At 72.7% G+C, this 24,307-nt stretch carries 21 protein-coding genes and 1 tRNA gene; 13 read left to right on the top strand and 9 right to left on the bottom strand.

Going from position 1 to position 24,307, the window contains the following annotated elements:
- Window positions 1-57 precede the first annotated feature (57 nt).
- Window positions 58-828 carry an ABC transporter ATP-binding protein gene (locus IG94_RS0128415; protein ID WP_031043334.1) on the bottom strand — a complete coding sequence of 257 codons (771 nt, stop codon included), beginning with the start codon at window positions 826-828 and terminating at the stop codon, window positions 58-60.
- Between the two features lie 416 nt (window positions 829-1,244).
- On the opposite strand from IG94_RS0128415, the gene IG94_RS0128410 reads away from it, so the two are divergent.
- From IG94_RS0128410 to IG94_RS0128400, 3 genes are all read left to right on the top strand, one after another.
- A tRNA-Leu gene (locus IG94_RS0128410) sits at window positions 1,245-1,328 on the top strand.
- 221 nt (window positions 1,329-1,549) lie between these two features.
- On the top strand, window positions 1,550-2,728 hold the full coding sequence (locus IG94_RS0128405; RefSeq protein ID WP_031043331.1) for a 4-hydroxybenzoate 3-monooxygenase: 1,179 nt from the start codon (window positions 1,550-1,552) through the stop codon (window positions 2,726-2,728).
- Window positions 2,729-2,896: 168 nt separating this feature from the next.
- Window positions 2,897-3,817, top strand: coding sequence for a Bax inhibitor-1/YccA family protein (locus tag IG94_RS0128400; RefSeq protein ID WP_031043329.1), 921 nt, complete (start codon window positions 2,897-2,899; stop codon window positions 3,815-3,817).
- A 117-nt stretch (window positions 3,818-3,934) separates the two neighbouring features.
- Here the strand turns inward: IG94_RS0128400 and IG94_RS0128395 are convergent, their stop codons facing one another.
- Window positions 3,935-4,165: a DUF4287 domain-containing protein gene (locus tag IG94_RS0128395; protein WP_031043326.1), complete on the bottom strand. Its 231-nt coding sequence runs from the start codon at window positions 4,163-4,165 to the stop codon at window positions 3,935-3,937.
- A 102-nt stretch (window positions 4,166-4,267) separates the two neighbouring features.
- Here IG94_RS0128395 and IG94_RS0128390 point away from each other — a divergent pair, with 102 nt between their 5' ends.
- Window positions 4,268-4,579, top strand: coding sequence for a hypothetical protein (locus IG94_RS0128390; protein ID WP_211269698.1), 312 nt, complete (start codon window positions 4,268-4,270; stop codon window positions 4,577-4,579).
- Between the two features lie 36 nt (window positions 4,580-4,615).
- Here the strand turns inward: IG94_RS0128390 and IG94_RS0128385 are convergent, their stop codons facing one another.
- From IG94_RS0128385 to IG94_RS0128375, 3 genes are all read right to left on the bottom strand, one after another.
- The gene (locus IG94_RS0128385; RefSeq protein ID WP_031043319.1) at window positions 4,616-5,425 is read right to left on the bottom strand and encodes a hypothetical protein; all 810 of its coding nucleotides are present in this window, start codon (window positions 5,423-5,425) and stop codon (window positions 4,616-4,618) included.
- Window positions 5,426-5,729: 304 nt separating this feature from the next.
- Window positions 5,730-6,950, bottom strand: coding sequence for an acetyl-CoA C-acetyltransferase (locus IG94_RS0128380; protein ID WP_031043316.1), 1,221 nt, complete (start codon window positions 6,948-6,950; stop codon window positions 5,730-5,732).
- Between the two features lie 225 nt (window positions 6,951-7,175).
- Window positions 7,176-8,198 carry an SGNH/GDSL hydrolase family protein gene (locus IG94_RS0128375; RefSeq protein WP_031043313.1) on the bottom strand — a complete coding sequence of 341 codons (1,023 nt, stop codon included), beginning with the start codon at window positions 8,196-8,198 and terminating at the stop codon, window positions 7,176-7,178.
- A 165-nt stretch (window positions 8,199-8,363) separates the two neighbouring features.
- On the opposite strand from IG94_RS0128375, the gene IG94_RS0128370 reads away from it, so the two are divergent.
- On the top strand, window positions 8,364-9,749 hold the full coding sequence (locus tag IG94_RS0128370; RefSeq protein WP_031043311.1) for a cystathionine beta-synthase: 1,386 nt from the start codon (window positions 8,364-8,366) through the stop codon (window positions 9,747-9,749).
- A 427-nt stretch (window positions 9,750-10,176) separates the two neighbouring features.
- Here IG94_RS0128370 and IG94_RS0128365 read toward each other — a convergent pair whose 3' ends face one another.
- Window positions 10,177-10,602, bottom strand: coding sequence for a hypothetical protein (locus tag IG94_RS0128365; protein ID WP_031043308.1), 426 nt, complete (start codon window positions 10,600-10,602; stop codon window positions 10,177-10,179).
- Window positions 10,603-10,797: 195 nt separating this feature from the next.
- On the opposite strand from IG94_RS0128365, the gene IG94_RS0128360 reads away from it, so the two are divergent.
- Window positions 10,798-11,664, top strand: coding sequence for a MurR/RpiR family transcriptional regulator (locus tag IG94_RS0128360; RefSeq protein ID WP_031043306.1), 867 nt, complete (start codon window positions 10,798-10,800; stop codon window positions 11,662-11,664).
- Between the two features lie 162 nt (window positions 11,665-11,826).
- Window positions 11,827-12,414 (top strand): hypothetical protein, encoded by a 588-nt coding sequence (locus tag IG94_RS0128355; RefSeq protein ID WP_031043304.1) that lies wholly within the window; start codon window positions 11,827-11,829, stop codon window positions 12,412-12,414.
- A gap of 122 nt (window positions 12,415-12,536) precedes the next feature.
- On the opposite strand, the gene IG94_RS0128350 is transcribed toward IG94_RS0128355, so the two are convergent.
- Entirely contained in the window at window positions 12,537-14,021 is a 1,485-nt protein-coding gene (locus IG94_RS0128350) for a type III PLP-dependent enzyme domain-containing protein (protein WP_052410902.1), read from the bottom strand.
- Window positions 14,022-14,171: 150 nt separating this feature from the next.
- Between IG94_RS0128350 and hutU the strand changes: the two genes are divergently transcribed.
- The 4 genes from hutU (at window position 14,172) to hutI (ending at window position 19,808) form a co-directional block, all read left to right on the top strand.
- Window positions 14,172-15,899, top strand: coding sequence for a urocanate hydratase (gene hutU, locus IG94_RS0128345; protein ID WP_031043299.1), 1,728 nt, complete (start codon window positions 14,172-14,174; stop codon window positions 15,897-15,899).
- The gene (locus tag IG94_RS0128340; RefSeq protein ID WP_031043295.1) at window positions 15,896-17,113 is read left to right on the top strand and encodes an allantoate amidohydrolase; all 1,218 of its coding nucleotides are present in this window, start codon (window positions 15,896-15,898) and stop codon (window positions 17,111-17,113) included. The genes hutU and IG94_RS0128340 overlap by 4 nt, the downstream gene beginning before the upstream one ends.
- Window positions 17,110-18,552 (top strand): formimidoylglutamate deiminase, encoded by a 1,443-nt coding sequence (locus tag IG94_RS0128335; RefSeq protein ID WP_281945700.1) that lies wholly within the window; start codon window positions 17,110-17,112, stop codon window positions 18,550-18,552. Before IG94_RS0128340 ends, IG94_RS0128335 begins: the two co-directional genes overlap by 4 nt.
- Before the next feature lie 80 nt (window positions 18,553-18,632).
- Complete coding sequence (hutI, locus tag IG94_RS0128330) at window positions 18,633-19,808, top strand: imidazolonepropionase (RefSeq protein ID WP_031043288.1); 1,176 nt, start codon at window positions 18,633-18,635, stop codon at window positions 19,806-19,808.
- 129 nt (window positions 19,809-19,937) lie between these two features.
- Here the strand turns inward: hutI and IG94_RS0128325 are convergent, their stop codons facing one another.
- Complete coding sequence (locus tag IG94_RS0128325) at window positions 19,938-20,873, bottom strand: RNA polymerase sigma factor SigF (RefSeq protein ID WP_031043286.1); 936 nt, start codon at window positions 20,871-20,873, stop codon at window positions 19,938-19,940.
- Between the two features lie 238 nt (window positions 20,874-21,111).
- Between IG94_RS0128325 and IG94_RS0128320 the strand changes: the two genes are divergently transcribed.
- Both IG94_RS0128320 and IG94_RS0128315 read left to right on the top strand, forming a co-directional pair.
- Window positions 21,112-21,489: an STAS domain-containing protein gene (locus tag IG94_RS0128320; RefSeq protein WP_031043284.1), complete on the top strand. Its 378-nt coding sequence runs from the start codon at window positions 21,112-21,114 to the stop codon at window positions 21,487-21,489.
- A 209-nt stretch (window positions 21,490-21,698) separates the two neighbouring features.
- Window positions 21,699-22,316 (top strand): ATP-binding protein, encoded by a 618-nt coding sequence (locus IG94_RS0128315; protein WP_031043281.1) that lies wholly within the window; start codon window positions 21,699-21,701, stop codon window positions 22,314-22,316.
- Between the two features lie 85 nt (window positions 22,317-22,401).
- On the opposite strand, the gene IG94_RS0128310 is transcribed toward IG94_RS0128315, so the two are convergent.
- A complete protein-coding gene (locus tag IG94_RS0128310) occupies window positions 22,402-23,898 on the bottom strand; it encodes an MFS transporter (protein ID WP_031043279.1) in 1,497 nt (498 codons plus the stop codon).
- Window positions 23,899-24,307: the final 409 nt, after the last annotated feature.

Raw genomic sequence — 24,307 nt, 5'->3', positions numbered from 1 at the left:
GCGAGGCGGAGCTGCGGGGGGAGCTCTCCCGGCGGGGGAGGAGGGCCGCGGCAACCGTCAGCTGGTGCGGCCCTTCGCGTCGAACCGCTTCATGCGGTCGAGGACCGAGTCGGCCGTCGGGCCGTACAGCTCGTCGACGATGCGTCCGTCGGCGAGGAAGACCACCCGGTCCGCGTAGGCGGCGGCCACCGGGTCGTGGGTCACCATCACGACCGTCTGGCCCAGTTCCCGCACCGAGTTGCGCAGGAAGCCCAGGACCTCGGCGCCGGACCGGGAGTCGAGGTTTCCGGTCGGCTCGTCCCCGAAGATGATCTCCGGGCGGGACGCCAGCGCGCGGGCCACGGCGACGCGCTGCTGCTGGCCGCCGGAGAGCTGGGCGGGGCGGTGCCCGAGGCGCCCGGACAGGCCGATCATCCCGATCACGGAGTCCAGCCACTGCTTGTCGGGCTTGCGGCCCGCGATGTCCATCGGGAGGGTGATGTTCTCCAGCGCGGTCAGCGTCGGCAGCAGGTTGAACGCCTGGAAGATGAACCCGATCTTGTCCCGCCGCAACTTGGTGAGCTGCTTGTCCTTCAGCGTGCCCAGCTCGGTCTCGCCGATCCGCACGGAGCCGGACGAGAAGCTGTCCAGCCCGGCGACGCAGTGCATCAGGGTGGACTTGCCGGAGCCGGAGGGGCCCATGATCGCGGTGAGCTCGGCCTGCCGGAAGTCGATGGAGACCTGGTCCAGCGCGACCACCTGGGTCTCGCCCTGGCCGTAGATCTTCGAGAGTTCCGTGGCGCGCGCGGCCACGAGGGTGGACCGGTCGGTGAGGGGTGCGGTGGTCACGGGAGGGCTCCTGTCGGTACGGCGGTACTGCTCGGGGACGCTGTCCATCGTTCCGTCCGCGCGGCGCCGTGTAGTCAGCCGCTGTTCCGGTTTCGGGGGGCGACTTCGGTCGGACGCCGGGTGCCGGTGTCATACCTGCGGATGACGGGCGACCCCGACCCGCATCCGCCCGGGGGCGGGGGCCCGCGGACCGGCGGGAACGGGGCGGGCGGCCCGGTCCGACACGGTGAAATCCCGTCATTCCGCATACGCCGCGGGCTGTTGCGCGCAAGGCTGTTGGCATGTGCTGATGGCGAGTTGTGGAAGCTGATGGACCCTCAGGCGCCAATAAAATAAGACAACATCGGTCCTCCCGCCCACGGCCGGGGAGGTGTGTCCCGATAGGCTCAAGACGCTCGACGCGGAGCCCATGGCCTGCCCGGATGGTGGAATGCAGACACGGCGAGCTTAAACCTCGCTGCCCCTTCGCGGGCGTGCCGGTTCAAGTCCGGCTCCGGGCACTCACCGCGGCGCCACCTGCTGTGCGCGCTTCCTCCTTGCGTGCGGGCTCCTTCCCTTGCAAGCGGCTCCCCCCTCTCCGGCTGATGAGACATGTCCATGTCCCGGCCCGTTGACAGCGGCGTGTGGGAGGCCGAGACTCGGCACGATCGAGTGAAGGATATTTCACCAGGCGAACACTCGGTCGGTTCATGGCAACGACGCCCATCGAAGGGAACGACCGATGCGCACCACCGTCGGCATCATCGGAGCCGGCCCCGCCGGACTCCTGCTCGCCCGGCTGCTCCGCAACGCCGGGATCGACTCGGTCGTCCTGGAGAGCCGCGACCGCTCCTACGTCGAGCACCGGCAGCGCGCCGGGATCCTGGAGCAGGGCACGGTGGACGTGTTGCGCGCGGCCGGTGCCGGGGAGCGGATGGACCGCGAGGGGCTGCGCCACGACGGCATCGAGCTGCGGTTCGCGGGACGCCGGCACCGCGTCGACTTCCCCGCGCTGACCGGCGGCAGATCCGTCATGGTCTACGCCCAGACCGAGGTCTGCAAGGACCTCATCGCCCTCCAGCTGGCGGACGGCGGCCCCCTGCTGTTCGAGGCCGAGGCGCTGGCCGTGGAGGGCGCCGAGACGGACCGGCCCCGCGTCCGCTTCCGCCGCGGCGGCCCGGACGGCGCCGAGGACGTGCTGGAGTGCGACTACGTCGTCGGCTGCGACGGCTTCTGGGGCGTGGCCCGCGCCGCCGTCCCGGACGGACGCACCTTCGAGCGGACGTACCCCTACGGCTGGCTCGGCGTCCTCGCCGACGTCGCCCCCTCCCACGACGAGCTGGTCTACGCCCGCCACGACCGCGGCTTCGCCCTGCTGTCGATGCGCTCCCCGTCCGTCTCCCGCCTCTACCTCCAGGTCCCCGCGGACACGGACGCCGACAGCTGGAGCGACGACGAGATCTGGGCCGAGCTGGAGCGCCGCTTCGAGACCCGCGACGACTGGACGCTCGACCGGGGCCCCATCACCCAGAAGTCGGTCACGCCGATGCGCTCCTACGTCCACGAGCCCATGCGCCACGGCCGCCTCTTCCTGGCCGGCGACGCCGCGCACATCGTGCCGCCCACCGGGGCCAAGGGCCTCAACCTCGCCGTCGGCGACGTCGTCACCCTCGCCCGGGCCCTGGCCCACCGCACCGGGGGCGGCTCCGACGAACTGCTCGACGCCTACTCCGCCACCTGCCTGCGCCGCGTCTGGCAGGCCGAGCGGTTCTCGTACGACATGACGACCCTGCTGCACCGCGCGCCGGGTGCCACGCCCTTCGACGACCGGCTGCAGCTGGCCCGGCTCGACCGGTTCGCGTCCTCCCGCGCTGCCGAGACCGATCTCGCCGAGGCCTACACCGGCTTCCCGATCGGGTGAGCGGCGCCCGGAGGGCCCCCGGGCCCCGGCCGTGAGGGGAATCACTGCGCGGCGTAGCGTGTTGGCACACAAGGTGAGGGAAAGATCCTCCCCAAGCAGTAGGGTCTTTCCTTTGCCGTTCTATTACTCTTGAGCCAAGGCTGCGCCGTGTGGCCATGGAGGAGTGAAATGAGGAGCAGAAACCCGGTCTTCTCGCGACGGGGGTTCAGCCGCGACAACGGCTACGCGGGCTTCAACGCCGCGCCGCAGGCCGGGGGACCCGCCGTCGCCACGCAGGCCAACCCGTACGCGCAGGGCACGCAGGGCAACCCGTACGCCCAGCCCGCCGGCAACCCGTACGCCCAGAACCCGTACGCACAGCAGGACCAGCAGTTCGGCGCGCCGCCGCAGGCTCCGCCCGCCGCCGGCCGGATGACGATGGACGACGTCGTCATCCGCACCGGCAGCACGCTCGGCCTGCTCGTGGTGACGGCCGCGCTCGCCTGGGCGCTGCTGCCCGTGGACGACGCCAACATCGGCCGTTCCTACGGCATCGGCATCGGTGCCGCGCTGATCGGCATGGTCCTGGCACTGGTCCAGTCGTTCAAGCGCAAGGCCTCGCCCGCGCTGATCCTGTCCTACGCCGCGTTCGAGGGCGTGTTCCTCGGTGTGGTCTCCAGCGTCGTCGACAACCGCATCGCGGACGGCGCGGCCATGCAGGCCGTGATCGGCACGATGGCGGTCTTCGCCGGTGTGCTGATCGCCTACAAGGCGGGCTGGATCCGCGTCAACCGCCGTTTCTACGGCTTCGTGATGGCGGCCGCCCTCGGCTTCGTCTTCCTGATGATGGTGAACATGCTGTTCGCCGTCTTCGGCGGCGGTGACGGCCTCGGCTTCCGCAGCGGTGCGCTCGGCGTCGTCTTCGGCATCGTCGGCATCATCCTCGGTGCCTGCTTCCTCGCCCTGGACTTCAAGCAGGTCGAGGACGGGCTCGCCTACGGCGCGCCGCGCGAGGAGGCCTGGCTCGCCGCCTTCGGCCTCACGCTGACGCTGGTCTGGATCTACCTCGAGTTCCTGCGCCTCATCGCGATCCTGAACAGCAACGACTAGCGACGAGGGCGACGACCGGTCGGCGACGACCGGTCGGAACCGTAGAGCTGGTGAACGGCCCCGGGCTTGTGCCCGGGGCCGTTCGTCGTCGTTCGGCGTCCTGCGGCCGGCGCCTGCTCACAGCAGCCTGCGCGCGGCCCTTCTCAGGTCGTACTCGTGGACGATCGCCTTCGCGTGACCGTACGAGAGGTTGTGCTCGTGGCGGAGCCAGCTGGCCTTTTCCTCGAAGCGCAAGAGGGCGGGGCCGTCCTCGACGGCTCGCAGCCAGTCGGAGATCTCGCGGCCGGTGCACTGGGGGATACGGGCGAGCAGATTGCGATGGGTCTCCTCGGAGAAGACTTGGGACATCGGCGCCTCCGGGCGAAAGGGTCGTAAGCCGGTCCTTCAGGTCACCGTGCCTGAGCCTCAGCCCGTTGGCAACAGTCCCGGACGGACGCGTACGCTCGCGCCGTGGTTGATACGACGCCTTTGACCCGTGCCGTGGACGACTTCGCCGACCGGCTGCGCGCCGCCCCGCAGAGCCGGCTGCAGCGCGGCGCCGCCGCCGAGGCGCTGGAGTTGGCCAGGGAGTTGGCCCGGCGCGCCCAGCTCGTCGAGGAGCCCGGCTCCGAGCTGCGGGAGATGCCGGACGCGGGCATGTTCGCCGCCGCCGACCAGATCGCCGTGGCCGCACACGACCTGGCCCTCGTCCTGGAGGACGAGGGCCAGGTGGAGGCGGCGGCGGGACTCGTGGAGGAGGCCCGCAGACGGGCGGGGGTCTGACGGCCCGTCCGGCCGGGCTGCTGCCCGTGCGGCCGGCTAGAGGGACGCTATGACGCGGTCCGCCAGTATGTACACGTTCTCCTCGCCGCACGCGAAGGTCAGCGTGTAGGCGCCGGAGATCCCCGAACCGCCGAGCAGGTACGGTGTGTGGCCCGCGCCGAGCGCGGCGGCCAGGCGCTCCGCGGTCTCGCGGTGGCCCGGGGTCATGCACAGCGTGGTGCCGTCGGCGAAGACGTACACGTCGAGCGTGCCGAGCGGGCCGGGACGGACGTCGGCGAGCGCGACGCTGGACTCGGCCAGCTCCTCCAGGGTCGCGACGGTGCGCTCGTGGTCGTTCACGGCGGGCGACGGGTTCGGTACGAAGTCCGGGTGGGAGGGGTGCCGGCGGCGTGCGGCGGCCAGCTCGGCCGACTCCTTCGGGCCGCAGTGGCCCGTGTCCGGCGAGGACGCCTCGTCGGTGTCCGCGACCGGTTCGATCAGGGGCTCCAGGCCCGCGAGGTCGGCCTGGCGCGGAAGGAACAGCTCACTGTCGGACAGGCCGAGGAGCAGGGGCGCCTCGGAGGCGTCCCGGGAATCCTGGGCGGCCCAGAAGGCCCGAGCCTCGGCGAGTTCCCGCTCGCGCTCGTCGGCGAGTGCCTCGGCGACGGCGGTGCGTATCTCCTCGGCGTCGGCGGTGGTGCGTGCGGCGGGCACACGGCCCCGCGCGGCGGCGGCCCGGCTCTCGGCCAGCTCGGCGTGCAGGGCCGTCACCTGCCTGCGCAGCACCAGAACGCTGCGCAGGACGGCGACGCCCACGGCGCCGGTGGCGGCCGTGGTGAGCAGCAGGGCGATCGGCATGGCGCTCACTGACGTACTCCCGGTTCAAAGTCGACCCCCGACTTCCTACATCAGCTTGAAGGGAGGACTAACCGCCTGTCAGTGCGTAACGTCACGAACCGGACAGGACTTTGGGCCCGGAAGTCGCCCGTGTGGCTGGCCTGACCTGCGCGAATCAAGGGGTCCGGAGAGGTAGGTCACATCCTGAGGGAGATTGGGTCACAAAACGGCCCAGAACCTTGGGAGGTCAGGGTCCCGGGCCGCGGCGTCACCCAGGGTCCCGCGGGTGCTACTGACAGTCCCCCGGCCGGTGCCGCGGCCCCGGCCCCAGAGGTCAGCTCAGGCGCTCGATCACCATCGCCATGCCCTGGCCGCCGCCGACGCACATCGTCTCCAGGCCGAACTGCTTGTCGTGCCACTGCAGGGAGTTGATGAGGGTGCCGGTGATGCGGGCGCCGGTCATGCCGAAGGGGTGGCCGACGGCGATGGCGCCGCCGTTGACGTTCAGCTTCTCCAGCGGGATGCCGAGGTCGCGGTAGGACGGGATGACCTGGGCGGCGAAGGCCTCGTTGATCTCGACCAGGTCGATGTCGCCGATGCCCAGCCCGGCGCGGGAGAGTGCCTGCTTGCTCGCCTCGACCGGGCCGAGACCCATGATCTCGGGGGAGAGGCCGGTGACGCCGGTGGAGACGATGCGGGCGAGCGGGGTCAGGCCGAGCTCGCGGGCCTTGGTGTCGCTCATGATCACCAGGGCGGCGGCGCCGTCGTTGAGCGGGCAGCAGTTGCCGGCGGTGACCAGGCCGTCGGGGCGGAAGACCGGCTTGAGGCCCTGCACGCCCTCCAGGGTGACGCCGGGGCGCGGGCCGTCGTCCTTGCCGATCACCGTGCCGTCGGGCAGCGTGACCGGCGTGATCTCGCGCTCCCAGAAGCCGTTCTTGATGGCCTCCTCGGCGAGGTTCTGGGACCGGACGCCGAACTCGTCCATGTCCTGACGGGTGATGCCCTTGGCGCGGGCGAGGTTCTCGGCGGTCTGGCCCATCGCGATGTACGGGTCGGGGACCAGGCCGTCCTCGCGCGGGTCGTGCCAGGTGGTGCCCTCCTGCTCGGCGACGGTGGCGGTGCGGGCCTCGGCCTCGGCGAAGAGCGGGTTGTGCGTGTCCGGAAGGCTGTCGGAGTTGCCCTTGGTGAAACGGGAGACCAGTTCGACACCGGCCGAGACGAAGACGTCGCCCTCACCGGCCTTGATGGCGTGCAGGGCCATGCGGGAGGTCTGCAGCGACGAGGAGCAGTACCGGGTGACGGTGCAGCCCGGCAGGTGGTCCATGCCCATCTCGACGGCGACGATCCGGCCCAGGTTGTTGCCCTGCTCGCCGCCGGGCAGGCCGCAGCCGAGCATCAGGTCGTCGATGTCCCTCGGGTCCAGCTCGGGGACCTTCGCGAGGGCCGCCTGGATGATCGTGGCGGCCAGGTCGTCGGGGCGCAGGTCCTTCAGGGAGCCCTTGAAGGCGCGGCCGATGGGGGAGCGGGCGGCAGAGACGATCACGGCTTCGGGCATCACGGCTCCATTGGCGAGAGGGGGGTGGCGATCGGGCGGCTGCTGGGGAAGTTACCCGGCCGTATGGCCCGGGTCACGGGGGCGGGGGTGTGACATGGGCCGCAACTGTCTAAGCGCTTGCTTTTGTTTCCGGCGGTTGAGCGTGCCTCCGCCCGCGTGGGCCCGGTGGCGGGCTGCCCGGAGGCGCCGCCCCCGGACCCCCGGCTCCGCCTCAGCGGCCTGCCCTCAAACGCCGGACGGGCTGGTGGGCTCCGCCTCCGCGACCCGCCGGCGCCTCCGCCGCTTCAGCAGCGCCCAAGGACCCCGCGGCCCCGTCGGCATCGCGGCGGCGACCTCCGTGCCGGCCTCGGACGCCGCCTCCGCCGCGGCCCGTGCCACCGGCAGGAAGCCCTCGCGCCGCAGCGCGTCCGGGTGCTCCTCCTCGGCCGGCCACAGGCCGAGCGCGGCGCACACCGACGGCAGCACCGCCATCGCGGCCGTGGAATACCCCTCGGCGGAGGGGTGGTAGTTGTCGGGGCCGAACAGCTCCCGCGGATTCTTCGCGAACTCCGGGCCCAGCAGGTCGCCCAGTGACACCGTGCGCCCGCCCTGCTCCACGACGCCGATGGTCTGCGCCGCCGCCAGCTGCCGCGAGGTCCGCCGGGCCACCCAGCGCAGCGGCTGCCGCACCCGCTCGATGGTGCCCAGGTCCGGGCAGGTGCCGACCACCACCTCCGCGCCGGCCGTGCGCAGCCGTCGCACCGCCCCCGACAGGTGCCGGACCGAGCGGGTGGCCGGCATCCGGTGGGTGACGTCGTTGGCGCCCACCATGATCACGCAGACGTCCGGCACCCGTCCGGAGCCGGAGAGGACCAGTGCCACCTGCCGGTCCAGGTCGTCCGAGCACGCCCCCGGCTGCGCGACCGAGTCCAGCTCCACCGGCTGCTCCGCCACCGCCGCCAGCCCCGAGGCCAGCAGCGCGCCCGGCGTCTGCCCGGCCCGGTGCACGCCCTGCCCGGCGGCGGTGGAGTCGCCCAGCATCATCAGCCGCAGCGGGGCCTCGCCGGCGGTCGGCAGGGTGCCGCCGTACAGCCCCCGCGCGTTCGGCACCCGGTCGGGCGTGCCGATGCCCACCCGTCGCCTGGCCAGCTGCACCTCCGCCAGCAGCAGACCGACCGCGGCCGCGCCGGCCAGCCCGATGCCGCCGCCGCCGTACGCCGCGCCGGCCGCGATCCGCCGGGCGACCCTCGCCCTCGACATGCTCGTCATGTGTAGCCGCCACCTCCCGAAACCCGTACACCCATCCCTTGCCCCGTACGGACGGTGGTCCAATCTCAACGGGGAGTGAACGACCGTGACGAGGCACGGCCGAGCCCGCAGGCCATAGGCTGGCCGCACCGATACAGACCCCTTTTTCAGCATCCGGAGACCACGGTGCAATTCCACGACTCGATGATCAGCCTCGTCGGCAACACCCCGCTGGTGCGGCTCAACAGCGTGACCAAGGGCCTCAGGGCGACCGTCCTGGCCAAGGTGGAGTACTTCAACCCGGGCGGCTCGGTGAAGGACCGCATCGCCCTGCGCATGATCGAGGCCGCCGAGAAGAGCGGGGAACTGCAGCCCGGCGGCACCATCGTCGAGCCGACCAGCGGGAACACCGGCGTGGGCCTGGCGATCGTGGCCCAGCAGAAGGGCTACAAGTGCGTTTTCGTCTGCCCTGACAAGGTGTCCACCGACAAGATCAACGTCCTGCGCGCGTACGGCGCCGAGGTCGTCGTCTGCCCCACCGCGGTCGACCCCGAGCACCCCGACTCCTACTACAACGTCTCCGACCGGCTGGTCCGCGAGACGCCGGGCGCCTGGAAGCCGGACCAGTACTCCAACCCGAACAACCCGCTCTCGCACTACCACTCCACGGGCCCCGAGCTGTGGGAGCAGACCGGGGGGAGGATCACCCACTTCGTGGCCGGCGTCGGCACCGGTGGCACCATCTCCGGCACCGGCCGGTACCTGAAGGACGCCAGTGACGGCGCCGTGCAGGTGATCGGCGCCGACCCCGAGGGCTCCGTCTACTCCGGCGGCTCCGGGCGTCCGTACCTGGTCGAGGGCGTCGGCGAGGACTTCTGGCCGACGGCGTACGACCGGGAGGTCGCCGACGGGATCGTCGCCGTCTCCGACAAGGACTCCTTCCAGATGACCCGCCGCCTGGCCAAGGAGGAGGGCCTGCTGGTGGGCGGCTCCTGCGGCATGGCGGTCGTCGCGGCCCTCGAGGTGGCGGCGCCGCTCGGCGAGGACGACGTGGTGGTCGTCCTGCTGCCGGACAGCGGGCGCGGCTACCTCAGCAAGATCTTCAACGACGAGTGGATGGCCGACTACGGCTTCCTGGAGGACACCGGCCCCAGCGCGCGCGTCGCCGAGGTCCTGAACCACAAGGAGGGCGGCCACATCCCCTCCCTCGTCCACATGCACCCGGACGAGACGGTCGGCGAGGCCATCGACGTGCTGCGCGAGTACGGCGTCTCGCAGATGCCGATCGTCAAGCCCGGCGCCGGTCACCCGGACGTGATGGCCGCGGAGGTCGTCGGCTCGGTCGTGGAGCGCGAGCTGCTCGACGCCCTGTTCGCCAAGCGCGCCTCGCTGGAGGACCCGCTGGAAAAGCACATGTCCGCCCCGCTGCCGCAGGTCGGCTCCGGCGAGCCGGTCGCGGACCTGATGTCGGTGCTCGGCGCAGCCGACGCGGCGATCGTCCTCGTCGAGGGCAAGCCGACGGGCGTGGTGAGCCGGCAGGACCTGCTGTCCTTCCTGGCCGGCGGGAAGTAGACCCGGGAAGCACATCCGGGTAGGGGCGGGGAGCGGCCGACGGGGGCCGGGGCCCGCTCGGTGATCTTCGTGGACTTCGCGGAAGTGGTACGTGCGCGTCATGTGCGCGCAGCAGTCGCTTAACACGGGACCGGCAGAGTAAGGGGTGTCGGCAGGAACTGGGAGCGGCTCCCCGGTTCCGCCGGCGCCGAACGGCGTCACGGACCTTCCGGAGCGGCTCCCGGACCTCCAAGGACGCCACGGACGCGCTGCCCGGCCGCGAGGCCCGGCTCGCGCGTCCCCCGCGGGGACCGCCGTCGTCCCGCCCCCCAGCGATGGGGGTGCGGCGGTCCCCGCGCAGTCTTCTCGCGCACTCTCGGCCGACGCCCCCAGCTCGGCGCTCCCAGGCCCGGCGCCCTTCGACGGCCCCCGATCGGTCCCCCTCGGCTCAGCCCTCCCAGGCGTCGCCCTTCTCGGCCCGGTGCCGGCGCCCGAACAGGCCGGGGTTGGTGCGGGCCGCCTGGACGACGTTGACCCCGACGATGCCCGCCCAGGTGACCAGGAGCCCGGGGAGATGGCCGACGCCCCCGCCGATCGCGGACAGCGGGACCGCGAGCACCAGCGAGACGATGCCGAACCCGAAACGCTCGCCGAAGGAGTCCACAGGGCGCGGCGAACGGCCGTCCCGGGCCGCCGTCATCTGCTGCTCGGCGAACTGCCGGCGCACCCGGCGCTCCACCGTCCCGTCTATGCGCTGGTCGACCTTCTCCAGGAACGAGTCGACCAGCGCCGACTCGTACTCCTCGCCCAGCTCCCTGCGGGTCTGCAGGGTGGCGTCGAGTTCCTTCTTGAGATCGGCGTCCCGCGCGTCCATTCCCGTCATGTCCCCCAAGGTAGGCAGCGGGGACGCCTGCCGCACTGGGGACAGCCCCCGTTCCGGCCGGGGGAAGACCCGTAGGGGCGGCCGGCGGGCGCCGCCTCGCTGTATAACGGTATGCAGGATTCTGGGCAGGTGAATAGAGGGCAGGGGGCACAGGCGGCAGGTGGACAGGTGGAGGGGGAGTACGTCATGAGCGCGACCGGTCCGAGCGGCGAGGGCGGGGCCGACAGCCCGGCCGGGCGGCTGCAGGCGCTCTTCGAGGGCCACCGGCTGACACCGACCCAGCGGCGCATCGCCCACAGCATGGTGCGCCGCGCGTCCGACGTGCCGTTCCTGTCGAGCGTGGAACTGGCCGAGCTGGCGGGAGTCAGCCAGCCGTCCGTGACCCGTTTCGCCGTCGCCCTCGGCTTCGACGGCTACCCGGCGCTCCGCCGCCACCTGCGCGAGGTCGCCCCCGCGGGGCCCGTGGCGGACACCGGCTCCCGCAACGAGTACCAGCAGGCCGTGGCGGCCGAGATCGAGAACCTGCGGCACCTCGCGGAGGTGCTGGCCGATCCGGCGCCCGTGCGCGAGGCGGGCGCCCTGCTCGCCGCCAGCCGCCCGCTGCCGGTGCTCGGGCTGCGGGCCGCCGCGGCCCAGGCCCACGGCTTCGCCTACTTCGCCGCCAAGGTCCACCCCGACGTCCGGCTCCTGGGCGAGGGCGGCACGATGCTCCGCGACCGCGTCGACGCCGCCGTCCGGGCCGGGGCGACGGCCCTGCTCTGCTTCGCCCTGCCCCGCCACCCGCGCGAGGTCGTCGACGCGCTCACCCACGCCAAGGAGGCGGGGCTCACCGTGGTGACGGTCGCCGACTCCGCCTTCGCGCCGGTCGCCAAGGTGTCCGACCTGCTGCTGCCCGCCGCCGTCGGCACCGGGCTCGCCTTCGACACCGCCTGCGCGCCGATGCTGCTCGGCCGCGTGCTCCTGGAGGCGATGTGCGACGACCTGCCGGACGCGCAGGCCCGGCTGGAGGAGTTCGACGCCCGGGCGGCGGCGCGGGGACTGTTCGTCGACTGAGCCCGCCGGCGACCCGGAACGCCGCACGTGACCCGGACGGCGGACGCGCTCTCAGATTCGTCTCAGCTTGCCCCGTTACAGTGCGGCGCCTGACGCGCCCTCGATGCGCGTCGCGCGGGCGCGGACCGGCGCCGGCGGGCACCAGCGGAACGGAGGCAGGACGTGGCGCGCGGAGGACAGGTGGGACTGGCTCGGGTCGCCGTCGTCGTACGGGCGGGGGCGGCGCCGATGTGGTGGCTGGGCGTTTTCGCGGCGGGCATCGGCGTGCTGGTGCCGGGACTCACGGGACGCCGGATCGGCGTACTGGCCGGGGCCGCGCTCTTCGTCGTCGCCACGGGCGTCGTGGCGTACGCGCGCCGGCGCCGCTACACCGCCCTGGCCGGCTCGGCCGCCCGCGCCGGCAAGCACGACGTCCTCCAGGACCGCGCCGTCACCGTACGCAACTGGCGCCGGGGACACCGCTGGTGGCTGCTCCTCGCCTTCCTCGCCGCCCTGGGCAGCGCCTTCGCGGTGCCCGCCGCGGGCGGACTGCTGCTGGCCGGCTGCGGCGCCGGACTGTGGCTCAAGTCCGCCTGGCTCGGCCGCCGCGAGGAGTCCGGGCAGGCACTGCTGTGGGTCCGCGTGGACTGGCTGGCCGCGAACACCGGCCGCCCGGCGGGCAAGGCGGTCAAGGGCTACCGCAGCACCGGCATCGCGGCGGGCGACGCCGCCCCGGGCGGGGCCCGGCGGAAGACCGCGGCACTGGTCTGACCGGAGCGCCGCGCGCCCACGCTGCACAGGCGGCGCGGCGCCGGTACGCCGTACGGCCCCGCCGCGCAGGCATCGTGCCGGCCCGGCCGCGCCGGTGCGACCGGGCCCGCCGCGTGCGCGGCCTACACGGCGCCTGCCCGCCGGGGGCGCAGCTCCCCGGTCAGCGCGTCGGCGTGCTCCCCTCCCGCCTCGGCCACGATCTCCGCGACCGTCTGCGCCGTCCGCACGGTGGCGAAGGCGACACCCGCGGCCCCGGCTCCGGCTCCGGCTCCGGCTTCGGCTTCGGTCCCTGTCCCTGTTCCGGTTCCGGTTCCGGTTCCGGTTCCGTCCACGGTGAAGCCGTGGACCGCGGGCCGTGCCAGCGAGTTGTACGCGTAGTGGTGGGCGAAGTAGTACGCCCCCGTGTCCAGCACCGCCGCGTAGTCCCCCTGCTCCAGGAGCGGCAGCGCCCGCCCCACGGCCAGCAGGTCGCCCGCGAAGCAGGCCGGACCCGCGACGTCCTGCACGACGTCCGGGCCTTCCTTCGGCTGTCCCTTGCCGTCGTACGCGGCGACCCGCAGCGGCCACGACCCCGGCGCGTACACCGTCCGCGTCGCCACCTGCACGCCCGCGTGCGTCACCGCGATCGGCCGGCCCCCGGCGCTCTTGGCGTACTCCACCCGTGCCACGATCGTGCCGTGCTTGGCGAGCAGTGACCGCCCGAACTCGGTGACCAGCCCGTACCGCCCGTCGAACAGCCCCGGCACCGCCTCGCGCAGCACGCGCGCGTACTCGGCGTACGTCGGTGTCGTCTCGTCCGAGGCGAAGTTCACCGGCAGGCCGCCGCCGATGTCGAGGGTGTCGACCTGCCGCCGCCCGGCACGCTCGTTGATCTCCTCGGCCAGCGCGTACGTCTCCCGCACGCCCTCGGTCATCAGAGCCGGCGGAATGCCCTGGGAGCCGGTGTGCGCGTGCAGCCGGGTCAGCCACGGCCGGTCCAGGTACGCCCGCACCACCCACTCGCGCGCCCCCTCGTCCCGCAGCGCCACCCCGAACTTCGAGGTCGCCGTCGCCGTCGACAGCGCCTCGATGGAACCGCCGCCGACCTGCGGGTTGACCCGGATACCGACCGGAGAGGCGCTCGTCCCCTCGGCCATCAGGGCGTCGAGGCGCTCCAGCTCCTGCGGATTGTCCGCGTTGACGGCGATGCCCAGCGCCAGCGCCTCCCGCAGCTCGTCCGGCGTCTTGGCGGGCGAGTCGAGGACCGTCCGCTCCGCCGGCACCCCGGCCGCGCGGGCCAGCGCCAGCTCTCCCGGGCTCGCGACCTCCGCGCCGATGCCCTCCTCGTGCAGCAGCCGCACCACCGGGACCAGCGGCGTCGCCTTCACCGCGAAGGCGTGCAGCACGGGCGTGCCGGGTGCCGTCACGGCGTCGAACGCCGCGCGCAGCGCCGCCGCCGACTCCCGTATCCCCGCGACGTCCAGCAGGCCGACGATCGGGGTGCCGGGGCCGAGCAGCCCCTGCTCCACGGCCGCCCGCACGGCCCCGTCCCGGCGCACCGCCCGCCCCGCGTCGGAGCCGTCGAACTCGCCGCTGATGTCCCTGCCGTCGCTCACGCGGGCCTCCATACCGTCGCTGCCTGCTCACACGCGTCCACATCCACACTCGCACGCGCCCGGGACGGGACACGAACGCGTATTGACTACTTCTATTCACGCAACGACGATATGAATATCCGTAGCAACAGTCCGCCGGGAGCAAGCCACCAGGAGGCCGACATGTCCGTCCCCGGACCCCGACCTGTCCGAGCGCCACGCGGTACCGGGCTGAGTGCCCCGGGCTGGCAGCAGGAGGCCGCCCTGCGGATGCTGCAGAACAACCTCGACCCCGAGGTCGCCGAGCACCCCGACAAGCTCGTCGTCTACGGCGGCACGGGCAAGGCGGCCCGCGACTGGCGCTCCTTCGACGCGATGGTCCGGACGCTGAGGACCCTCAAGCAGGACGAGACGATGCTCGTCCAGTCCGGCCGCCCGGTCGGCGTCATGCAGACCCACGAGTGGGCCCCGCGCGTGCTCATCGCCAACTCCAACCTGGTCGGCGACTGGGCGAACTGGGAGGAGTTCCGCCGCCTGGAGGCCCTCGGCCTGACCATGTACGGGCAGATGACGGCCGGCTCCTGGATCTACATCGGCACCCAGGGCATCCTCCAGGGCACCTACGAGACCTTCGCGGCCGTCGCCGCGAAGCGGTTCGGCGGCACCCTCGCCGGGACGATCACGCTGACCGCAGGGCTCGGCGGCATGGGCGGCGCCCAGCCGCTGGCCGTGACGATGAACGACGGCGTCGTGATCTGCGTCGACTGCGACCCGCGCGCCATCGACCGCCGCATCGAGCACCGCTACCTCGACGTGCGGGCCGACTCCCTCGACCACGCCCTCCGGCTCGCCACCGAGGCCCGGGACCGGCGCGAGCCGCTCTCCGTCGGAGTCCTCGGCAACGCCGCCGAACTGGTCCCGCAGCTGCTCGCCGCGGGCGCCCCGATCGACATCGTCACCGACCAGACCTCGGCCCACGACCCGCTGGCCTACCTGCCCACCGGCATCGCCTTCGAGGACATGGCCGACGCCGCCGCCAAGGACCCGGCCGGCTTCACCACCCGCGCCCGCGAGTCCATGGCCCGCCATGTGGAGGCCATGGTCGGCTTCCAGGACGCCGGTGCCGAGGTCTTCGACTACGGCAACTCCATCCGCGGCGAGGCCCGGCTCGCCGGCTACGACCGGGCGTTCGCCTTCCCGGGCTTCGTCCCGGCGTACATCCGCCCGCTCTTCTGCGAGGGCAAGGGCCCCTTCCGCTGGGCCGCCCTGTCCGGCGACCCGGCCGACATCGCGAAGACCGACCGGGCGATCCTGGACCTCTTCCCCGAGAACGACTCCCTGGCCCGCTGGATCAAGCTGGCGGGGGAGCGGGTCCGCTTCCAGGGCCTGCCCGCCCGCATCTGCTGGCTCGGCTACGGCGAGCGCGACAAGGCCGGTGAGCGGTTCAACGACATGGTCGCGAGCGGCGAGCTGGCCGCACCGGTCGTCATCGGCCGCGACCACCTCGACTGCGGCTCCGTCGCCTCCCCGTACCGCGAGACCGAGGCCATGCTCGACGGCTCCGACGCCATCGCCGACTGGCCGCTGCTCAACGCCATGGTCAACGTGGCCTCCGGCGCCTCCTGGGTCTCCCTCCACCACGGCGGCGGCGTCGGCATGGGCCGCTCCCTGCACGCCGGGCAGGTCACCGTCGCCGACGGCACCGCGCTCGCCGGGGAGAAGATCCGCCGGGTCCTCACCAACGACCCCGGCATGGGCGTCATCCGGCACGTCGACGCCGGGTACGACATCGCCGAGTCGGTGGCCGGGGAGCGGGGCGTGCGGGTGCCGATGCGCGAGGGCGACGGGCCGCGCGAGGGCGATGACGGGCCGCGCGAGGACGACGCCGGGCGCGAGGGTGACGTCGCGTGAGCTTCCACAGCATGTGGGCGGAGCTGCTGCCGGTGGGCCGCAGCTCCGCCTCCGGCGGCTACCGCCGCTACGCCTGGACCGGCGCCGACACCGACTGCCGGACCTGGTTCCGGGAACAGGCCCAGGCACGCGGGCTGGCGTACGAGACCGACCGCAACGGCAACCAGTGGGCCTGGCTCGGCGACCCGGCTGCCGGGAACGCCGTCGTCACCGGCTCCCACCTCGACTCCGTGCCCGACGGCGGCGCCTTCGACGGTCCCCTCGGCGTGGTCTCCGCCTTCGCCGCGCTGGACGAACTGCGCGGGAGGGGGACGCGGTTCACCAGGCCGCTGGGCATCGTCAACTTCGGCGACGAGGAGGGCGCCCGCTTCGGCCTCGCCTGCGTGGGCTCCCGGCTCACCTCCGGCGCGCTCACCGCCGGGCAGGCCCACCGCCTCACCGACGCCGACGGCATCACCCTCCCGCAGGCGATGGAGGCCGCCGGACACGATCCGGACACCCTCGGCCCCGACCCCGAGCGGCTCGCCCGCATCGGCGCCTTCGTCGAACTCCACGTCGAGCAGGGCCGCGCCCTCGACCTGTCCGGCGACCGCATCGGCATCGCCTCCGCCATCTGGCCGCACGGACGCTGGCGGTTCGACTTCCGCGGCGAGGCCAACCACGCCGGCACCACCCGGCTCACCGACCGGCACGACCCGATGCTGCCGTACGCCGAGGCCGTCCTCGCCGCGCGCCGCGAGGCCGAACTCGCCGGTGCCGTCGCCACCTTCGGCAAGGTCGCCGTCGAGCCCAACGGCGTCAACGCCGTGCCCTCCCTGGTGCGCGGCTGGCTCGACTCCCGCGCCGCCGACCAGGAGGGCCTGGACGCCGTGGTAGCCGGTGTGGAGAAGGCCGCCCGCGAGTACGCCGCCGCGCACGGCGTCGACCTCGGCGTCGAGTGCGAGTCCTTCACCCCCGTCGTCGACTTCGACCACGCCCTGCGCGACGAACTCGCCCGCATCCTCGGCAAGGAGGCGGACCTGCGCGTGCCCGTCCTCGGCACCGGCGCCGGACACGACGCCGGAATCCTCTCCGGACGCGTCCCGACCGCCATGCTGTTCGTGCGCAACCCCACCGGCGTCTCGCACTCCCCGGCCGAGCACGCCGCCGAGGACGACTGCGCGGCCGGGGTGCACGCACTGGCCGACGTACTGGAAGGGCTGGCCCGCACGTGACCCCCACCGAGCCGACACGGACACCGGCAGACGCGCCGACACGCACGCCGGCAGGCACGCCGGTACGGACGCCGGCAGGCACGGAACGGACGTACTGGCTGGAGCACGCGTGGCTCGGCACCCACGTCGAGCCGGGCGTCGCCGTCACGGTGTCCGTCAGCGGCGACGCAGCGGGGCGGGACGGCCGCATCACCGCCGTCCACCGGGGCGTCACCGCCCCGCCGCCCGGCGCCGAGGTCCTGCGCGGACTGACCCTGCCGGGACTGGCGAACGCCCACTCGCACGCCTTCCACCGCGCCCTGCGCGGCACCGTCCAGGTCGGCGCCGGCACGTTCTGGACCTGGCGCGAGGTCATGTACTCCGTCGCCGACCGGCTGACCCCCGACACCTACCACGCCCTCGCCCGCGCGGTGTACGCCGAGATGGCACTGGCCGGCATCACCGCCGTCGGCGAGTTCCACTACGTCCACCACGCGCCCGGCGGCACCTCCTACGCCGACCCCAACGCGATGGGCGAGGCCCTGATCGAGGCCGCCGCCGAAGCCGGCATCCGCATCACCCTCCTCGACACCTGCTATCTCTCCTCCGGCTTCGGCGAGCCCCCGAACACCCACCAGCTCCGCTTCTCCGACGGCACGGCGGAGGCCTGGGCGCAACGCTGTTCAGTTCTCAAGGATCGGGATCACGCACGGATCGGGGCCGCGGTCCACTCGGTACGGGCCGTGCCCGCCGAGCAGTTGGCGACCGTGGCGCGCTGGGCCGGGGAGCGGCGGGCCCCGCTGCATGTGCACCTGTCCGAGCAGACCGCCGAGAACGACGCCTGCCGACAGGCCCACGGACGCACTCCCACCCAACTCCTCGCCGACCAAGGCGTCCTGGGCGACCGCACCACCGCCGTCCACAGCACCCATCTCACGGACGAGGACATCGCCCTGCTCGGCCGCAGCCGCACCGGCACCTGCATGTGCCCCACCACGGAACGGGACCTCGCCGACGGCATCGGCCCGGCGGCCGCGCTGCAGCGAGCGGGTTCGACGCTCTCCCTCGGCTCCGACAGCCACGCCGTCGTCGACCTGCTGGAGGAAGCGCGGGCGATGGAGCTGAACGAGCGCCTGCGCACCCGCACCCGGGGCCACTGGACCGCCGCCGCCCTGCTGCGCGCCGCCACCGCCGACGGCCACGCCGCCCTCGGCTGGGACGACGCCGGCCGCATCGAGGCCGGGGCCCGCGCCGACCTCGCGACGATCGCCCTGGACTCGGTCAGAACAGCGGGGCCGCTGCCCAGACTCGGCGCCGAGACGGCCGTATTCGCCGCGACGGCAGCGGATGTGCGGCACACGGTCGTGGGCGGGCGGCACGTCGTACGCGACGGGGCGCACGCCCTCGTCCCCGAGGTGCCGCAGGCGCTCGCGCGGGCCGTGGAAGCCCTGCGCGCCTGACCACCCGCCCCCGCACCCGACTCCGCGCCCGCTTCGGCTCCAGCCCCCGCTCCAGCCCCGACGAGGACACCAGGGACCCCATGAGCAGCAGCACCGTCATCACGAACATCGCCGCACTCGTCACCAACGACCCCTCCCTCGGCGACCACTCCCCGCTCGGTCTGGTCCGGGACGCGGCCGTCGCCGTCGAAGGCGACCGCATCGTGTGGACCGGTGAATCAAGCAAAGCACCCGCCACTGACAATCGGGTCGACGCCGGCGGCCGGGCGGTCCTCCCCGGCTTCGTCGACTCCCACTCCCACCTCCTCTTCGGCGGCGACCGCACCGAGGAGTTCAACGCCCGCATGTCCGGCCGCCCCTACAGCGCCGGCGGCATCCGCACCACCGTCGCCGCGACCCGGGCCGCGAGCGACGCGGAGCTGGAGGCCGGCCTCGTCCGCTACCTCGCGGAGGCCCTGCGCCAGGGCACGACGACGTTCGAGACCAAGTCCGGCTACGGCCTGACCACCGCCGACGAGTCCCGCGCCCTGCGCGTCGCCGCCCGCCACACCGACGAGGTCACCTTCCTCGGCGCCCACATCGTCGCCCCCGAACTCGCCGACGACCCCGCCGCCTACGTCGGACTGGTCACCGGCGAGATGCTCGACGCCTGCGCCCCGCACGCCCGCTGGATCGACGTCTTCTGCGAGCAGGGCGCCTTCGACGGCGACCAGGCCCGCGCGATCCTCACCGCCGGGAAGGCCAAGGGCCTGCACCCCCGCATCCACGCCAACCAGCTCTCCCAAGGCCCCGGCGTCCGGCTCGCCGTGGAACTCGACGCGGCCAGCGCCGACCACTGCACGCACCTCACCGACGCCGACGTGGACGCCCTCGCGAACAGCCGGACGGTCGCGACGCTGCTGCCCGGCGCGGAGTTCTCCACCCGCGCCCCGTGGCCGGACGCCCGGCGCCTGCTCGACGCCGGGGCCACGGTCGCCCTTTCCACCGACTGCAACCCCGGCTCGTCCTTCACGTCCTCCGTGCCGTTCTGCATCGCGCTCGCGGTGCGCGACATGGGGATGACACCGGACGAGGCGGTCTGGTCGGCCACGGCCGGCGGCGCCGCCGCCCTGCGCCGCGACGACGTCGGCCGCCTCACCCCGGGCGCGTACGCCGACCTGACCCTCCTCGACGCCCCGAGCCACGTCCACCTCGCCTACCGGCCGGGCGTACCGCTGGTCGCGGGGGTGTGGCGGCGGGGCGTCCGCGTGCACTGACGGGCGCGCGGACCGGGCGGGGCGGGCCCCGCCGGCCGCCGGCCCCATCCCGTACACCGTCCGGACAGCCCGAAGGGGGCGGTCCGACCTCGGACCGCCCCCTTGAGGGCAAGCGTCACCCGGTGAGGATCACTCCTCGACCGTGAGCCCCTTGCGCAGCCGTACGAGTGTGCGCGACAGCAGGCGCGAGACGTGCATCTGGGAGATGCCCAGCTCCTCGCCGATCTCCGACTGGGTCATGCCCGCGACGAAGCGGAGGGAGAGGATCTTGCGGTCCCGGGCGGGAAGCTCGGCGATCAGCGGCTTCAGGGACTCGACGTACTCGATGCCCTCCAGCCCGTGGTCCTCGTAGCCGATGCGGTCGGCGAGCGCGCCCTCCGCGTCGTCCTCCTCCGGCTGGGCGTCCAGCGAGGAGGCGGTGTAGGCGTTGGAGGCCGCCATGCCCTCCACGACCTCTTCCCGCGACAGGCTCAGGTGCTCGGCCAGCTCGCTCACCGTGGGCGCGCGGTCCAGGCGCTGGGCCAGCTCGTCGCCGGCCTTGGCCAGGTCGAGCCGCAGCTCCTGCAGGCGGCGGGGTACGCGCACGGACCACGAGGTGTCGCGGAAGAAGCGCTTGATCTCGCCGATGATGGTGGGCATCGCGAACGTGGGGAACTCCACACCCCGCGACAGCTCGAAGCGGTCGATCGCCTTGATCAGGCCGATGGTGCCGACCTGGATGATGTCCTCCATCGGCTCGCTGCGCGAGCGGAAGCGGGAGGCGGCGAACTTGACCAGGGCGAGGTTCAGCTCGACGAGCGTGTTGCGTACGTACGCGTACTCGTGGGTGCCTTCCAGCAGCGATTCCAGCCGCTCGAAGAGGGTCTTGGACAGGACCCGGGCGTCCGCCGGAGCGACCTCGTCGTACGCGGGGATGTCCGGAAGCCCGGCGAGTACGCCGTCGTGATCGACGACCGCGTCGACCGCGTCGTGCTGCTCGATGGGATCCAGATGTTCCGGAGGGAGTGTCGACGTCGCTTCGTGGGTACGCGATCCGTCGAGCCGGGGTGACATGATGTCCTCCATCGTTCTCGGCATACGGCTGCCGAAGCCAAATTCGTGCACTGCGGTGTGCGGCGCCTCCAAAGCCGGCCGTGTCGGTTTACGTGTCCTACTAGCGATACCGGGTCGACCGAGCTGACCGCAAGTGTGTTATGTGCGGGTATGTCCGTTTGTGTGCGGTTGTTCGGGTGTCGGAGTGCGGTGGGAAGGCGTAGTGTTCGAGTGCGTCCGCAGCAGTACGACCCCGGGAGAGAGAAACGGCATGGACCGCGGGACGGTCGGCAGTGCCCAGTCGGGCCGGCTTCTGGTCGAGGTACGGGAAGAGGGCCCCAGCGCCGTCGTGACCCCGGCGGGTGAGTTGGATCACCACACCGCCGATCTGTTGCGCGAGCCGCTGGAGGAGTGCCTCACCAAGGGATTCAACCGGCTCGTCGTCGACTGCTCGCGCCTGGAGTTCTGTGACTCCACGGGACTCAATGTCCTGCTGGGCGCGCGGCTGAAGGCGGAGGCCGCGGGGGGCGGTGTGCATCTCGTGGCCATGCGGCCGGTGGTGGCCCGCGTGTTCGAGATCACGGGGGCCGAAGCGGTCTTCACCCTGCACGACACGCTCGAGGCCGCCCTGGCCGACGAGTCCGACTGAGCCGGTCCTTGTCCGGCCGTCGGAGGGTTCCGTGTACCTGCCGGATGGGGCGTTCTCGCCCCGGCCCGGCCTCCGTGCGGAATATTCGTGCCGAATACAGGGGTGTTCGTGCGGCCCGGTCGGGCAGGAGAGTCCCTGAGACAGCTGTGTACGACTGTGCTTGTACGACTTTGAAACGTGAACTGGTGAATCGGTGAGGTGAAGCGCTGATGAGCACCACCCGGCCCTACTCGCCGGGCGACCGCGGTCCGGAGCCCAGCGGCGCTTCCGGGGTGCCCGAGGCCATGTCCGGCCTGCCCGGGCCCGGGGAGCCCGAGCGGGGCGTGTCCGCCGTGCAGGGCGCCGGTCAGGCCGCCGTGCTGGACGGGTCCGCAGTGGCTCCCTCACCCGCGCCCGGAAGTGCCGCAAAGGGCGGCGGGCGGCAGGTCCGCCGGCTGAGCTTCGAGGACGCGAGCGGGGTGGTGCCGCTCGCCCGTGACTTCACCCGCGAGGCGCTGTACGCGTGGGGCTGGCTGCCCTCCGCGACCGCGGACCAGCGGGCGGCCGCCGAGGACGTACTGCTCGTGGTGTCCGAACTGGTCACCAACGCCTGCCTGCACGCCGAGGGGCCGGACGAGCTGTGGATCACCTGCGAGAAGAAGGTGATCCGGCTGGAGGTCTCCGACCGGGGCACGGGCCAGCCGTCGCCGCGCACGCCGCACCGTGCCGGGCGCCCGGGCGGCCACGGGATGTTCATCGTGCAGCGGCTGTGCCTCGACTGGGGCGTCGTCCGGACGCCGGGGGTCGCGGGCAAGCGCGTGTGGGCGGAGCTGGGCGCCCCGGCGTAGCCACGTTTCCCACGCCCGAGGGGCCGCTCCATCCACCGGATGGAGCGGCCCCTCGCGCAACAGCGGGTGCCGGGAAGGACGGGGCTCAGCGCACGTCGCCCATGAGTTCCTTGACGCGCCTGCGGTACATCCAGATCGCGAGGCCCGCGACCACGGCCAGGGTCGCCTCCGCGGCGACGATGCCCGTCTTGTTCAGGTCGACCCCGGCGAGGGAGAGCAGGCCGGTCGTGGCGTCGCCCGCGGTGACCGCCAGGAACCAGACGCCCATCATCTGGGAGGCGTACTTCACCGGCGCCATCTTCGTCGTCACGGACAGGCCGACCGGGGAGAGCAGCAGCTCACCGCAGGTCTGGACGAAGTAGATCGCCACCAGCCACAGGGCCGCCGCCTTGTGGCCGCCCTCCGCGATGCCCAGCGGGGCCAGGAAGAGGAAGAAGGACGCCCCGACCAGGACCAGGCCGAAGGAGAACTTGACGATCGTGCTGGGCTCCTTGCCGCGGCGGGCGAGCGCCAGCCACAGCGTGGCGAAGACCGGGGCCAGCGCCATGATGAGGACCGGGTTGACCGACTGGTACCAGGAGACCGGGAAGCCCCAGCCGAAGACGCTGTTCTCGGCCGAGGAGTCGGCGAAGAGGGACAGCGTCGAGCCGCCCTGGTCGTAGATCATCCAGAACACGGCCGCGGCGACGAAGAACCAGATGTACGCCGACATCTTGGACTGCTCCGCGCGGTCCAGGGACTTGTCGCGCTTGATGCTGGTCAGCACCAGCACCGGGATGATCACGCCGAGCAGGGTCAGCGGGACCAGGATCCAGTTCAGGGTGTAGTGGCCGGAGAAGCCGACGATCGCGTAGAAGACGACCGCGAGCGCGGCCCAGAACGCGGCCTTGCGCAGCGTCGACGTCTTCTCCTCGGCCGACAGCGGCTTGGGGACCGTGCTGGAGTGCGGGGCCAGGTGGCGGCTGCCGAGCAGGAACTGGACGACGCCCAGGCCCATGCCGAGTGCGGCGAGCGCGAAGCCCAGGTGCCAGTTGACGCTCTCACCGATGGTGCCGATGGTCAGCGGCGCGAAGAAGGCACCGAGGTTGATGCCCATGTAGAAGACGGTGAATCCGCCGTCGCGGCGCGGGTCGTCGGGTCCGTCGTAGAGCTGGCCGACCATCGTGGAGATGTTGGCCTTCAGCAGGCCGGAGCCGATGGCGACCAGGCCGAGGCCCGCGTAGAACGTGCCGGCGTACGGGAGCGCCAGCGTCAGGTGGCCCAGCATGATCACGCCGCCGGCCACGGCGACGGTCTTGCGGGGGCCCCAGACGCGGTCGCCGAACCAGCCGCCCGGCATCGTGAGCAGGTACACCAGCGAGAGGTACACCGAGTAGATCGCGGTCGCGGTGCCGGCGCTGAGGCCGAGGCCGCCCGGGGCGACGAGGTACAGCGGGAGCAGGGCCCTCATGCCGTAGTAGGAGAACCTCTCCCACATCTCGGTCATGAAGAGTGTGGCCAGTCCGCGGGGGTGGCCGAAGAAGGTCTTCTCGGAGCCGGGGGTGCCCGGTGAGACCGAGTCCTTCGTCAGGCTGGACGCCATGGTCGATCCTTGCTGGTCGGGACGCGCTCATGAGGCGATGCGCGCCCGGTGGGGGGCGGCCGGCACCGGCGGCCTCACCCGCCCGTCCCACGCCTGGGGGAGTCCGCTCCGGATTGCGAAGCGGTGGGCGGCGGCCACCGGGATCCACGCCTTCGCGCGCGTCAGCGCACGCGTCGAGGCCCGGCCACAGGTCATTCCTTTCAAGGCCGGCCGTGGGGGCCGGCCCGCACACAAAAGGGACCTTCAGCGTCGTACTGTCGCCAAAGGTCCTCTGGGTGCTACAGGCGCTGATTCACCATACGGCAGGACACCGACCGGTATGGAAGGACTTGAGGCACACATCACAGGTAATAGTGGAACCCTGAACGGCCTTTCGAAGGTTTCCCTCAGGATGGCATCCCACAGGTGC

Source organism: Streptomyces olivaceus, from assembly GCF_000721235.1.
GTDB classification, from domain to species: Bacteria; Actinomycetota; Actinomycetes; order Streptomycetales; family Streptomycetaceae; genus Streptomyces; species Streptomyces olivaceus.
Note: the sequence above shows the minus strand (reverse complement) of the source record. Positions and strands in the feature narration are given on the sequence as shown.

What these genes read in the sequence shown, in the direction of transcription:
- IG94_RS0128405 (WP_031043331.1), top strand. Translation starts at nt 1,550, where the DNA reads ATGCGCACCACCGTCGGCATCATCGGAGCCGGCCCCGCCGGACTCCTG.
- IG94_RS0128400 (WP_031043329.1), top strand. Translation starts at nt 2,897, where the DNA reads ATGAGGAGCAGAAACCCGGTCTTCTCGCGACGGGGGTTCAGCCGCGAC.
- IG94_RS0128395 (WP_031043326.1), bottom strand. Translation starts at nt 4,165, where the DNA reads ATGTCCCAAGTCTTCTCCGAGGAGACCCATCGCAATCTGCTCGCCCGT.
- IG94_RS0128380 (WP_031043316.1), bottom strand. Translation starts at nt 6,950, where the DNA reads ATGCCCGAAGCCGTGATCGTCTCTGCCGCCCGCTCCCCCATCGGCCGC.
- IG94_RS0128375 (WP_031043313.1), bottom strand. Translation starts at nt 8,198, where the DNA reads ATGACGAGCATGTCGAGGGCGAGGGTCGCCCGGCGGATCGCGGCCGGC.
- IG94_RS0128365 (WP_031043308.1), bottom strand. Translation starts at nt 10,602, where the DNA reads ATGGACGCGCGGGACGCCGATCTCAAGAAGGAACTCGACGCCACCCTG.
- IG94_RS0128360 (WP_031043306.1), top strand. Translation starts at nt 10,798, where the DNA reads ATGAGCGCGACCGGTCCGAGCGGCGAGGGCGGGGCCGACAGCCCGGCC.
- IG94_RS0128350 (WP_052410902.1), bottom strand. Translation starts at nt 14,021, where the DNA reads ATGGAGGCCCGCGTGAGCGACGGCAGGGACATCAGCGGCGAGTTCGAC.
- hutU (WP_031043299.1), top strand. Translation starts at nt 14,172, where the DNA reads ATGTCCGTCCCCGGACCCCGACCTGTCCGAGCGCCACGCGGTACCGGG.
- hutI (WP_031043288.1), top strand. Translation starts at nt 18,633, where the DNA reads ATGAGCAGCAGCACCGTCATCACGAACATCGCCGCACTCGTCACCAAC.
- IG94_RS0128325 (WP_031043286.1), bottom strand. Translation starts at nt 20,873, where the DNA reads ATGGAGGACATCATGTCACCCCGGCTCGACGGATCGCGTACCCACGAA.
- IG94_RS0128320 (WP_031043284.1), top strand. Translation starts at nt 21,112, where the DNA reads ATGGACCGCGGGACGGTCGGCAGTGCCCAGTCGGGCCGGCTTCTGGTC.
- IG94_RS0128315 (WP_031043281.1), top strand. Translation starts at nt 21,699, where the DNA reads ATGAGCACCACCCGGCCCTACTCGCCGGGCGACCGCGGTCCGGAGCCC.
- IG94_RS0128310 (WP_031043279.1), bottom strand. Translation starts at nt 23,898, where the DNA reads ATGGCGTCCAGCCTGACGAAGGACTCGGTCTCACCGGGCACCCCCGGC.